Source organism: Sphingopyxis sp. 22461 (assembly GCF_052044915.1).
Lineage (GTDB): Bacteria > Pseudomonadota > Alphaproteobacteria > Sphingomonadales > Sphingomonadaceae > Sphingopyxis.
In genome coordinates, this window is the sequence record NZ_JBQENY010000002.1 from 411,735 (window position 1) to 423,633 (window position 11,899).

General features: G+C 64.6%; 11 protein-coding genes and 2 tRNA genes. 4 read left to right on the plus strand and 9 right to left on the minus strand.

Annotation, left to right across the window (positions count from 1 at the left end):
- Positions 1-90: 90 nt before the first annotated feature.
- From ACTJI5_RS04590 to ACTJI5_RS04615, 6 genes are all read right to left on the minus strand, one after another.
- Complete coding sequence (locus ACTJI5_RS04590) at positions 91-735, minus strand: antitoxin of toxin-antitoxin stability system (protein WP_440859500.1); 645 nt, start codon at positions 733-735, stop codon at positions 91-93.
- Positions 736-799: 64 nt separating this feature from the next.
- The gene (locus tag ACTJI5_RS04595) at positions 800-1,309 is read right to left on the minus strand and encodes a hypothetical protein (RefSeq protein WP_252171068.1); all 510 of its coding nucleotides are present in this window, start codon (positions 1,307-1,309) and stop codon (positions 800-802) included.
- The gene (locus ACTJI5_RS04600; protein WP_054729079.1) at positions 1,302-1,793 is read right to left on the minus strand and encodes a hypothetical protein; all 492 of its coding nucleotides are present in this window, start codon (positions 1,791-1,793) and stop codon (positions 1,302-1,304) included. The genes ACTJI5_RS04595 and ACTJI5_RS04600 overlap by 8 nt, the downstream gene beginning before the upstream one ends.
- A gap of 150 nt (positions 1,794-1,943) precedes the next feature.
- The gene (locus ACTJI5_RS04605) at positions 1,944-4,070 is read right to left on the minus strand and encodes a ParB/RepB/Spo0J family partition protein (protein WP_252171069.1); all 2,127 of its coding nucleotides are present in this window, start codon (positions 4,068-4,070) and stop codon (positions 1,944-1,946) included.
- A 198-nt stretch (positions 4,071-4,268) separates the two neighbouring features.
- Positions 4,269-5,495 carry a tyrosine-type recombinase/integrase gene (locus ACTJI5_RS04610; protein ID WP_252171070.1) on the minus strand — a complete coding sequence of 409 codons (1,227 nt, stop codon included), beginning with the start codon at positions 5,493-5,495 and terminating at the stop codon, positions 4,269-4,271.
- A gap of 198 nt (positions 5,496-5,693) precedes the next feature.
- Positions 5,694-5,779, minus strand: a tRNA-Tyr gene (locus ACTJI5_RS04615).
- A gap of 79 nt (positions 5,780-5,858) precedes the next feature.
- Between ACTJI5_RS04615 and ACTJI5_RS04620 the strand changes: the two genes are divergently transcribed.
- Positions 5,859-6,626: a TrmH family RNA methyltransferase gene (locus ACTJI5_RS04620; RefSeq protein WP_310256211.1), complete on the plus strand. Its 768-nt coding sequence runs from the start codon at positions 5,859-5,861 to the stop codon at positions 6,624-6,626.
- Positions 6,627-6,710: 84 nt separating this feature from the next.
- On the opposite strand, the gene ACTJI5_RS04625 is transcribed toward ACTJI5_RS04620, so the two are convergent.
- Positions 6,711-7,028 carry a 2Fe-2S iron-sulfur cluster-binding protein gene (locus ACTJI5_RS04625; protein ID WP_058536189.1) on the minus strand — a complete coding sequence of 106 codons (318 nt, stop codon included), beginning with the start codon at positions 7,026-7,028 and terminating at the stop codon, positions 6,711-6,713.
- 101 nt (positions 7,029-7,129) lie between these two features.
- Here ACTJI5_RS04625 and ACTJI5_RS04630 point away from each other — a divergent pair, with 101 nt between their 5' ends.
- Positions 7,130-7,747, plus strand: a complete 618-nt coding sequence (locus ACTJI5_RS04630; protein WP_440859501.1) for a DNA-3-methyladenine glycosylase family protein — start codon at positions 7,130-7,132, stop codon at positions 7,745-7,747.
- 144 nt (positions 7,748-7,891) lie between these two features.
- On the opposite strand, the gene tig is transcribed toward ACTJI5_RS04630, so the two are convergent.
- Both tig and ACTJI5_RS04640 read right to left on the minus strand, forming a co-directional pair.
- Entirely contained in the window at positions 7,892-9,493 is a 1,602-nt protein-coding gene (tig, locus tag ACTJI5_RS04635; protein WP_440859502.1) for a trigger factor, read from the minus strand.
- 87 nt (positions 9,494-9,580) lie between these two features.
- Positions 9,581-9,665, minus strand: a tRNA-Leu gene (locus tag ACTJI5_RS04640).
- Positions 9,666-9,834: 169 nt separating this feature from the next.
- Here ACTJI5_RS04640 and ACTJI5_RS04645 point away from each other — a divergent pair.
- Positions 9,835-10,032 carry a hypothetical protein gene (locus tag ACTJI5_RS04645; protein ID WP_058536186.1) on the plus strand — a complete coding sequence of 66 codons (198 nt, stop codon included), beginning with the start codon at positions 9,835-9,837 and terminating at the stop codon, positions 10,030-10,032.
- Between the two features lie 154 nt (positions 10,033-10,186).
- Positions 10,187-11,872: an amidohydrolase gene (locus tag ACTJI5_RS04650; protein ID WP_440859503.1), complete on the plus strand. Its 1,686-nt coding sequence runs from the start codon at positions 10,187-10,189 to the stop codon at positions 11,870-11,872.
- The last annotated feature ends 27 nt before the right edge of the window (positions 11,873-11,899 follow it).

Below are 11,899 nucleotides of genomic sequence, written 5' to 3' on the forward strand. Positions count from 1 at the left end.
CGGGAATTCCTCGGGAGAGCGGGCAGGAACAAGCCGCCGGCCGCTCTCTCTCGGACCCGGTGGCTCATCCCTTCCCGGCCCGTCTCTCCTCTATCCTAACCGCTCCCCTTGTTCGGTGAAGCTGTAGCCGTTGGCGATAATCGCCTCGTCGACCACCGCGTCGGAGCTCAGATAGTCGCTCTCGTCCTCGAGCTTGCCGTAGAGCCAGCGGGCGAGGTCGCGCAGCGCCTCGCTGAGGTCGTCCTCCGCGGTCGCGGTCATATCCTGATACCCGAGGCTGTCCCGCTGGACGCCGATTTCCATACTATACTCATGATAGTAGCGGCCGCGGTGACTGATGCGTGCTCTGAGCTGGAAAAAGTTGGGCCACTGAATCGCCGCCAGTGCATCGGCAATCCGATGGAGTTCAGTATCCTTTGGCGCATACGCGCGGATCAATGAGTCGGAACGCTTCGCGTAGCTATAGTCGCCCTCGAAGCAGGCACCGTCCCCCTGGCTCGCGAAGCCCGAGAACCAGATGCAGGGCTTTCGCCGCGTACCGCCCCCGTGGAGGCGAACAGGCACGGTCGCGAGGTCGACGCCCAGAATCTCGCATATCCGTTCGAAATCCTCATAGACGGCCCAATACCAGTCGTGGTCAAACGCGCCCTGAAGATACCACGCCCGCGCATTCTCCTTTGCCTCCTCCGACAGTTCCTCGAGGCTGTAGACCGTCGTCTCGATAATCTCGGCCATGACAATCTCCTGAAAAAGAAAAGGCCCGGCGCTGCGGCCGGGCCAGGTCGGGACGATGGACGGGTCAGGCGTTGGCCAGCTCCTCGGGCCGCAGTCGGTTCCGAACCTCGTCGAGGAATGAAGCGGTCGACATCGTCTTGATCGCATCGGCGGTGATCAGCGTCGCCATCCCGCCGAAGCCGTCGGGCCGCATCTTGGTGCAGGTCCAGGCAGCAACGACCTCCACATCATCGAGCGCATCGCAGCGTTTGACGATGTCCTGGAAGATGCCCTCATAGCCGATCACCGACATGTCGAGGGCCAGCTCGCCCTCCGCCGGATCGAGCTTGCGCAGGTGATCCCGGATCGCCGTGACGGCATAGCTGTCTGGGAAGGGATCGACCTCGAGCAGCTGATGCACCTCGGCAAGGTCGAGATGGAGAAGGTCGTTCACATAGTCCTCCGCGAAGAAATAGACTTCGTCCTCGCCTCCCTCGTGGCTGAACATCCCGATCAGGAGACGATGCTCGAGCAAGGTCATCGCGGCGCGCGGGATATCCGGGCGCACGATCGTTGGCGAATGATAGTCAGCCATGCGCCGTCTCCTGCCCGTCCGCCTCGGCGGGTATGTCGGGATCGCCTTCGATGACGAGAGGCGGCACGGTGAACTCGGCCTCGTCGAAATAGCCGAGAATGCCCTCGACGCTGCCGCGCCGGACCACTTCGTGCCGATCGATCAGGACGCGATCGGATTCGTCGACGATGAAGCTGTCGGGCGTGCCTTCGCCGCGGAAGACGATCCGCTCTGCGCTCCATTCGGCGAAGAATCCGCCCGCCCAGAATCGGTAAGGCAGTCCATGATCCTGGCAGAAGGTTTCGAGCGGCTCGACCTTTCCCCAGGCGACTTCGTTCGCAAACAGTTCGAGCGGTTCGCCGACGGTACGGTGCGAAGACTCGAAGGCGGGGCCGTCCCATTCGATGGAAAGGCTCTCGCCCGCGATGACCGCCGCGAGTGCGAGCCAGGTCTCGGGCGTGAGATGGCCGCCGAGCTTGAACGATATAGAGACGCGGTCAGCCATGATGACCTCCCGCGACGAGGACCGGCATCGCCGGCGCGTTTGCTTGAATTTCATTTCGCATCTTCAATCTCCGTGAAAAAGCGAAAGCCCGGCGCGATGGCCGGGCTTTCGAGGTGGAAGTTCGCAGGTGCCGCTATGCGCGGCGGAGATTCATTCGGCGCCGATCGCTTCGGGATCGCCCGCATCCTCACCTCCTTCCTCCGCGAGAAAGGCGGGAAGCTCGCCATCCGCCTCGTCGTTGGCCGGCGCCGTTGCCTCCGGCGCCGGGATGGCAGCGCTCTCGAGTTCGGGCGTCCGCATCGGCTCGGGGAGCCAGCCAGCGTCTTCGAGCAGGCGCTCGGCCTCGCGTGCCATGTCGCCCTTCTTCAAATGGTCGATCATTCCGGCAAAATTCTCGCCGCGTGCCTCGGCAACGTCGGCAAGAATCCGCAGCTTCGGAACGCTGCTCAGATAGCCGTCGGCGGTCGGGCGCCAGCCGGCCTCCACGACATCCAGCCCCACGGCCCGCGCGAGCACATGGCTGTGCGCCAGCCGCCGGGCGATCCCGTGCGCCGAGACGCGGCCGTCATAGCCCCGGACGATCTCCGCCTGTGCATTGACGCCGAGCGAGGCGCAATGCGCAAGAAGGCTCGCGCGGTCCTCGTCGCCGAGTTCAAGCAGCCAGTCCCAGACCTCCTTGTCGCTTTTCGGCAGGCGACCACGCCATTCGTCGATGCGTTCCGCGATCGCCTGCCCCGGGGCGCAGTGACGCAGACCTGCCGGAGCGTTGGAAAAATGGACCGAGTTGATCGACGTCTGCAGACAGCTTTCGCGGCTGTAACCGTAAAAGCAGGACAGGACGAACGCATGGAGCACAGCGATATAGGCCGTCTCCGGGCACTTCGCGAAGGCGTCCTGTAGCGCGAGCGTTCTCCACGCCGTGAGGTCGGACACGAGGCGCTCTGACATCGGCTTCAAGGCACCTTCATCGTCCTCGGGCTCGGCCGCAGATTGGCCGGGAGCCGAAGGCGCGGACTTGGAACTGCCGTCGCCGCCGCCTGCGTCGTTCGCGCCCTCGCCCGTGCCCTGATCGCCCTCCTCCGGCTCGGCTTCGGGTTCATCCTCCGGCTTCACATAGCCGCGCTCGACGCTCAGCCTCCCGTCGATCCCGATCGAGACGAACGCGCCGGCGATGGCGATCTCGGCGGCATCGAAGACGATCGGGCGGTCGTTGATGCGGCTGATCTCGGCGTCGATCTCCTCGAGCCGGGTGTGGACCTCGTCGGGAACCTCGTCCGCGTCGCTCCATTCGTTGCTCAGCGCTTCGCCCTCCGCTTCGAGGTCCGCGCCGAGCTTCTCCTCCTCTGCGCTCATCGGCACTTCGTCGCCGGCAAGGACGCGCATGCCGCGCCCCGGATTGAAGACATGCTCGATCGCGGCGTCGATCCATTTCCAGCCTTCCTCGCCGATCCGCGCCGCTTCGGCTTCGAACTTCTCGGCGACGAGCCGGTCGAGCAGGCCGACGTCGGTGAGCCAGCCGCCGTGATCGACTTCGAACAGGTCGCGAACGACACTGCCACCCGCCTCGACATAGGCGTCGAGCCCGGCGAAGCGGACACGCTTGTCGGATACGCGGACGCTGTTCTCGGTCAGCCTCTGGCGGATGAACGAAGCGGACGGCTGGAAGTCGTGCTCGACCATCTCCCAGACCTGAATCTGGCGCTCTTCATCGTCCGTCACCGTGAAGGCCATCAGGGTCTCGAGCGACATGCCGTCGTCACCATAGATGTCGAGCAGCTTTGGCGAGACGCTCGCCAGCTTGAGGCGCTGCCTGACCACCGCCGGTGTCACGAAAAAATGTGCCGCAATGTCCTCGACGGCATTCCCCTTGGCGGCGAGCGCCTGCATGCCGCGAAACTGGTCGAGCGGGTGCAGACTTACGCGCTCTGAATTCTCGGCGAGACTGTCCTCTTCGGCCAGGATATCGTCGTTCGCAGCCCGTATCCTGCACGGGATCGGCGCATTGTTGGCGAGCCGCTTCTGCTTCACCAGCAGTTGGAGAGCGCGGTAGCGTCGCCCGCCCGCCGGCACCTCAAAGTCACCGGTAGGGTTGCCTTCGCTATCGAGGATCGGGCGGACATTCAGGTTATGCAGCAACCCGCGCCGTGCGATGCTGTCGGCCAGTTCGGCAACTGACTGGCCGGGCTTGATCCGCCGAACATTTGCGTCCGAAAGCCTCAACCGGTCAAGCGGGATGGCCTGCGGTTGATCGAGCGTGATTTTTTGCTTGGAAGCCATGACTTATCTCCGCGACGGCCGACCAAGAGACTCTCTCTCGGCCTTCGAACCGTCGCGAAGCGCCCCTTCCCTCTTGCTCTCACCCGCGCGGTTGGGGGGAGGCAGGGAAGTGAGCTACCGTTCACAACAAGGATGCGAAGTGCTTTTTGGCCCGCGATGATAACCACGTTTCGATGCTTGATAGGGAAAACGGCTCGTCTACTCCGCGTCTCCGCCTCCTGTCTGTTCCCCGTCGTCCTCAACAACTTTGCGGCCGAGGCAATAACTGCCCCACGCACCCATGAGCCTGACACGCTCGCCAGGCTTTTCCGCGGTCCCGAGGTAGGTCGTCCGACGGTAAGCGGCCTGCACTGCATCCGGCGTCTTGTGCGCAAGCGCCGCTTCCACAACGGCATCGGGGAAACCCTCGTTCGCCGCCCAATCGGTGAATGTCGACCGGAAGCCGTGGACATGAAAAGGCTCAGCCATGTCACGAAGGACTTTGAGCAGCGTCATATCGGACATATTCTTCCCACTCGCACCGGGGAAAATCACGTCTGTGTCCGGGAGCCTGAAAGCATGCGCTTTTGCAATCACTTCCAGCGCGGCATCGGACAGCGGCACGATATGCGACTTGCCACGCTTCATATGATCGGCGGGCACAGTCCATAGCCGCGCTTCAATGTCGAGTTCGTCCCAGGTCGCCAGACGCACCTCCTGGCTGCGCGCACCGGTCAGGATGAGTAGTTCCAGGGCAAGCCTGCTGTAGGATGGCTTTCGCTGCAGTGCAGTGATGAAACCGGGCAAAGCCGCATATGGCATAGCCTTGCGATTCTCGGTCTTCTTGAGTTGCCGCGGCAAGCCACGCCCCGCTTTCAGGCTGCTATTACCTGAGGGAGCCTCGCGTGAACGCCAGCCCTTTGCATGCGCATAATCAAGCACGGTGCAGATCCGGTTGCGCACCTGACGGGCGGTCTCGGGTATGTCCTGCCAGATCGGCGTGAGCACGTTTATGATGTCAGCCGCGACAATCGCACCGGTCTGCTCGTCGCCCAGTTTAGGGAAGGCATAATTCTCAAGGCTGGAAAGCCATTGGCGGGCGTAGATCTCGCTCTTCCATCCCGCCTCGTTCTCGGCGTGATATTGCCTCGCCGCCTCGCGAAACGTCACCTTGGCAGATGTCTCGTCCTTCCGCTCAGCCAATATGTCGCGCCGGTCGACCTTGACCGCCTTGCGAAGCTCGCCGGCCTTCTCGCGGACCTGCGCCAAAGTGAACAACTTCGCACTGCCAAGCCCGATGTCCTGACGCTTGCCGTCGCGCTGCAGGCGAAGGGTCCAGGACGCCCCTCCCCGCTTGTCGACCTTCAAAAACAAGCCGTCACCATCCTGGTACGTGCCCGGATTCGCGAGAGCGGCCTTGACTGCAACCGCCGTGAGTTTGCCCATGGGAATCTTCCCCCACACTTTCTCCCCACATTCTGGGGAACACGAGTGTGGGGGAAAGACAATCTTCCCCCACACTTCCCCCACACTACGCTCCGGCTGCAGGCAAATTGCCCCGGACGCATGCGGACGATGCGTGGATGATACGCTAGGTTTTCTGGGATTTCTAGGGGGTTCGGCGGACACCCTCGGATGGGAGGGTGGTGGACAGGGCTGGATTCGAACCAGCGTACGGAAACCCGGGCAGATTTACAGTCTGCTGCCTTTAACCACTCGGCCACCTGTCCATTGGGGCCCGCTTTGGGAAGCGGTCCAATGGCGAAACGAGGCTTGCCTGTCAATGGCAGTCGTGGGAAAGGCGCGCGCATGAGACAATTTTCCCGTCACCGTCGTCCCGCCAGCCAAAACGCGCGCGGACAGGCCATCCGTTTCTGGGGCCGCCACGCCGTATTGGCCGCGCTCGCCAACCCCGAACGCACCGTCAAGCGCATCTGGGGCACGCGCGAGGCCCTGGGCCAGCTCGACCTGCCGCCGGTGATTCCGATCAGCTACGCCGAGGTCACCGACCTCGCGCGACTCGTCGCGCGCGACGCGCCGCATCAGGGGCTGGTGATCGAAGTCGACCCGCTCGAGGATGTTTTCCTCGGCGATCTGTTGCAGCAGGAGGTCGACGCCGACAGCAAGCGCCCGCTCATCGTCCTCGACCAGGTTACCGATCCGCATAATATCGGCGCGGTGCTGCGCTCGGCGGCGGCGTTCGACGCCGCGGCGATCGTCACGCAGGATCGCCACAGCCCGCCCGAAAGCGGCGTCATCGCACGCTCGGCGTCGGGCGCGCTCGAAATCGTGCCGTGGGTCCGCGTCGTCAACCTGTCGCGCGCGCTCGAGGAAATCGCCGAGGCGCAATATTGGCGCATCGGCCTGATGGGCGACACCGAAACGACGCTGGGTTCGACCCTCGACGGCAGCCGCGTCGCGCTGGTGCTCGGCTCCGAAGGCGACGGCATGCGCCACAATGTCATGGAGCATTGCGACGTGCTGGCAAAGCTGCCGATCTCGCCGCGGATGGAGAGCCTCAATATCTCGAACGCCGCGGCGGTCGCGCTGTACGCGGTGGCAACGGCGCAAAGCTGATCGTCATCCCAGCGAAAGCTGGGATCGCTCACGTTCTGAATGGACGATAGCGATCCCAGCTTTCGCTGGGATGACGCGATGGGATCAATCCTCCGCCGCGATCCGCACCTTCAGCCCGTCGAGTGCCTCGCTGAACGGCAGCTGGCACGACAGGCGCGAACTGTCGTCGCGGTCGGTGGTCGAATCGAGCAGGTCGTTCTCGTCCTCGCTCATCGCGGGAAGCTGATCGGTCGCGCCCGCTTCGACATGGACGTGGCACGTCGCGCACGAGCAGCAGCCGCCGCACAGCGCGAGCAGCTCGTCGAACCCGGCGTCGCGGATATTTTCCATCACCGTCAGGCTGGTGTCGCCCTCGATCTCATGTTCGGTCCCGTCGCGCGTCACGACAATCAGCTTGGCCATGCTAGTCCCCATATCTTCGATGTTGGTGGCGCTATGTCGCGCGTTGCTTGTCAAATCAAGCGTTGCTATTGGCTACCGAAGGAACAAAAGGAGAATATGCGATGGGTCTCAGCCAGCTGCAGCTGAACGCGGGAATCGATGCGCTCGCGGCGCAGGATTCCAATTTCGCGCGCGCGCTCGGCAATGTCGGCTATCCCGAACCCCGCATCCGCGCGCGCGGCTATGCCACGTTGCTGCGCACGATCGTCGGCCAGCAGGTCAGCGTCGCCGCCGCCAACTCGATCTGGAACAAGCTGGAGGCGCAGTTCGGCGAGGGTTGCCCGGCGGAGGTCGTCGCGGCCGCCGACTTCGACACGCTGCGCGCGTGCGGCCTGTCGGGGCAGAAACAAGGCTATGCCAAAAGCCTCGCGCAGTTGATCCTCGACGGCGAGCTCCAGTTCGACGCCCTGCCCGTCGACGACGAGGAAGCGATCGCGCTGCTCACCAGGGTCAAGGGCATCGGCCGCTGGTCGGCCGAAATCTACCTCCTCTTTGCCGAAGGGCGTCCCGACATCTGGCCCGCGGGCGACCTCGCAGTACAGGAGGCCGTCGGCCGCATCTTCCAGCTCGGCGCGCGGCCGAGCGAGAAACTGGCACGCGAACTGGCGGAGGCGTGGCGCCCGCATCGCGGGTCCGCGGCGATCTTCAGCTGGCATTGCTATAATATGGACGTGATCTGATCATCTCGTCGCCCCCGCGAAGGCGGGGGCCGCTATCGGCGTAGCGCAAGGTTGCCAGCGCCCCCCCTTCGCGGGGGCGACGAGATATAAAAAAGGCCGGGTGGATCGCTCCACCCGGCCTTTTTGTTGATCGTCAGCCGAAGCTTATTTCTTCGCCGCGGCCTTCTTGGCCGGAGCCTTGGCGGGCTTGTCTTCGGCAGCCTTCGCCGGAGCAGCCTTCTTCGCCGCGGCGGGCTTTTCTTCCGCCTTGGCTTCGGCCTTCTTCGCCGGCGCCTTCTTGGCGGGAGCTTCTTCGGCCTTGGCTTCTTCCTTCACCGCGTCCTTCTTGGCGGCCGGCTTCTTCGCGGCAGCCTTCTTGGCGGGCTTGTGGTCGTGGTCATGGTCGTGGCCGCAACCCGGGCCATGGACGTGGCCATCATCATCGGCTTCGATCGCGGCTTCGATCTCTTCGCGCGTCACTTCGCGGTCGGTGATCTCGGCCTTTTCGAACAGGAAGTCGACGACCTTGTCTTCATACAGCGGGGCGCGAAGCTGCGCCGCGGCGAGCGCATCCTGCTGCACATATTCGATGAAGCGCGTGCGGTCTTCGGGGCGATATTGCTGCGCCGCCTGTGCGATCAGGCGCGACATTTCCTGGTTCGACACCTGGACGCCATGCGCCTGGCCGATTTCCGAGAGGAGCAGGCCAAGGCGGACGCGGCGCACCGCGATCGAGCGGTAATCGTCGCGGTCGTTCTCGAGTTCGGCCTTCGCCGCTTCGGGATCTTCCTCGTGGCTGACTTCATGCTCGAGCTGCTGCCAGATCTGGTTGAACTCGGCCTCGACCATCGTCGGCGGCACGTCGAAGTCGTGCGCGGCGGCGAGCTGATCGAGCAGCTTGCGCTTCATATAGGTGCGCGTCAGGCCGTTCAGTTCCTGCTCGACCTGGTCCTTCATCAGCTCTTTCAGCTTGTCGAGGCTTTCGAGGCCGAGCGTCTTGGCAAACTCGTCGTCGATCTTCGACGCGGCCGGAACCTTCACTTCCTTCACCGTCACGGCGAATTCGGCGGGCTGGCCCTTCAGGTCCGCAACCGGATAATCGTCGGGGAAGCTGACCTTCAGCACCTTTTCGTCGCCGGTCTTGACGCCGACGAGCTGGTCTTCAAAGCCCGGGATCAGCTGACCCGAACCGATTTCGACCGCCATGTCCTCGCCCGTGCCGCCGTCAAAGGCGACGCCGTCGACGCTGCCGGCGAAGTCGATGATGACCTGGTCGCCGGTGGCGGCCTTCTTGGTCTTCGGCGCTTCTTCGAAGCGCTTCATCTGTGCGGCGAATTCTTCGATCTTGGCCATCACGGCCTTGTCGTCGGCGGGAACGGTCAGGCGTTCGAGCTTCAGGCCGTCGATCGACGGCGCCTCGATCTCGGGCAGCACTTCGAGGCTGACGGTCAGCTCGGCATCCTTGCCGGCTTCATAGCCCTCGTCGAGCGCGACGGCGGGCTGCAGCGCCGGGCGAAGCTTTTCCTTCGCCATCAGGTCGCGCACGCCGGCGTCGATCGCCTTGTTGAGCGCGTCGGCCGACAGCGCGGGGCCATGCATCTTGCGGATCAGGTTCGGCGGCACCTTGCCGGGGCGGAAGCCGGGCATGCGGACGGTCGGGGCGATGCTCTTCACCTCGTCGTCGACGCGCGCGTCGATATCCTTGGCGGTGATGGTCACGCGATATTCGCGCTTCAGGCCTTCGTTCAGCGTTTCGACGGTCTTCATTGCCTTGGTCTTATCCTTGCTCAAAATCTCGTATCGAACCCCGCCGGAACGGCGGAGTTCCCCATGATCCCGGCCTGCATTGCAGATTGGTGCGGGCGAAGGGACTCGAACCCCCACATCTTGCGATACTGGTACCTAAAACCAGCGCGTCTACCAATTCCGCCACGCCCGCAGGTGTTTTCGGCCGGGTGCACGAAATCGCGCGCTGCCGCGCACGCCCGTGCGGGCCGCGCGGGGCTATAGCAGACGCATCGCCGAGGGCAAGGGGCACAAAGCCCCCCGTTCCGCGCTGGCGGAACGGTGGACGCGCCCGTTCGTTGGTCAACTCAAGGAGAGTGACAATGACAAGCAACCCCGACCCGCTTCCCAAGCCGAAGCCCGACACGATCGAACCGCAGGCGCCGCCCGAACAGCCGGTGCAGCCCACCCCGCAAGAAGACCCCGCCGGCCAGCCGACCGAAATCCCCGGCAGCCCCGGCGGCGGCGACATCGACGAGCCCGGCCGCGGGCCGGATGAGGTGCCGCCGCAGCAAATCTAACCCCGCCCTTCATCCGCCATTCCCGCGAAGGCGGGAATCCCGCTTTTGCTACATGAGCGGGATTCCCGCCTTCGCGGGAATGACGAAGTTTAGCTTACTAACCACTTGACCGGCCCTCTCCCCGGCAGCCAAAACGGCGCCGGGGAGAGACAATATGAAATTCATCGCCGCCGCCATCGCGCTGCTCCTGACAACGACTGCACCCGCCACCGCGCAGGACACTACGCTTTACCGCGGCGGCCCGATCGTCACGATGGACGGCGACACGCCGCAAACCGTCGAGGCCGTCGTCACGCGCGGCGATCGCATCACCTTCGCCGGCCCCGAAAAACAGGCCCGCAAGGCCGCCGGCAAGGACGCCGCGATCCGCGATCTCAAGGGCGCCACGCTGCTCCCCGGCTTCATCGACGCGCATTCGCATTTCACCCTTGCAACGATGATGGCGGGCGGGCTCGACCTGCGCGATGGCGGCGGGCCGCCGGTCGCCGACATCGCGGGCCTGCAAGCCGCGATCCGCGATCATATCGCCGCGCGCGCGCTCCCCAAGGGCGGCTGGGTCGTCGTCTGGCAATATGACCATGAAACGCTCGCGGAAAAGCGGCACGTCACCCGCGCCGAACTCGACGCGGTGGCCAGCGACCGGCCGATCGTCGTCTTTCACGTCTCGCTGCACGGCGCAGTCGCGAACAGCGCCGCGCTCGCCGCCCCGGGCATCGACGAAAGCACGCCCGTTCCGCCCGGCGCGATGATCTTGCGCGACGACGCGGGCAAGCTGAACGGCGTCCTCCTCGAAAAGGCGATGTTCATCCTCCTCGCCAAGCTGCCGCAGCCCAGCGCCGAGCAGAAGCTCGCGGCGCTCGACGCGGCGCAGAACCGCTATTTCGCCGAGGGCTACACCCACGCGCAGGACGGTGCGACGCAGCGCCCCGACCTCGCCTTCCTGACCAGCCCCGCGGCGCGCGAACGGCTCAAGATCGATCTCGCACTGCTCCCCATCTACACCGAGCTCGACGCGCTGCTCGCCGGCCCCGACCGCAAGTTCGGCGTCTATCAGGATCATGTAAAGCTGCAGGGGATCAAGTTCATCCTCGACGGATCGGTGCAGGCGCGCACCGGCTATTTCACGCGCGACTATGCGCGCGGCAGCCCCGCCGGCGATCATCCCTGGCACGGTCACCCCGGCATGTCGGACGCCGAATTTCTTGGGCTGGCGCGCAAGGCCCACGACCGCGGCTGGCAGCTCTTCGTCCACGCCAATGGCGACGCCGCGATCGACATGGCGATCAAGGGCTTCGACGCGCTCGGCATCAAGGCCGCCGACAACCGCCGCCCGATCGTCATCCACTCGCAGTTCCAGCGCCGCGACCAGCTTGCGGCCTACAAGCGCATCGGCGTCGGCCCCGCCTATTTCTCGAACCACGCCTGGTATTGGGCCGACGTCCACCGCACCAACTTCCCCGCCGAAGTGGTCGATTTCATCAGCCCCTTCCGCTCGGCGCGCGCCGCGGGGCTCATCGCGTCGAACCACAGCGACTATAGCGTCACCCCGCTCGACACGCGCTTCATGCTCTGGACCTCGATGGCGCGCGTCTCGCCGACCGGCGTCGTCAGCGGCGCGGGCGAGCGGCTCGATGCCTATGCGGCGCTCCAAGCGCTCACCACCGGCCCCGCCTGGCAGGCGTTCGAAGAGGACCGCAAGGGCCGCATCAAAGCGGGCCTGCTCGCCGATTTCGTGATCCTCGACAAGAACCCGCTGACCACGCCGGTCGATGGCATCAAGTCGATCAAGGTGCGCGAAACGATCAAGGAGGGACGCAGCGTCTGGCGCGCGAACTTCTGACACGATATCATTGCAATGGCGGGGTTA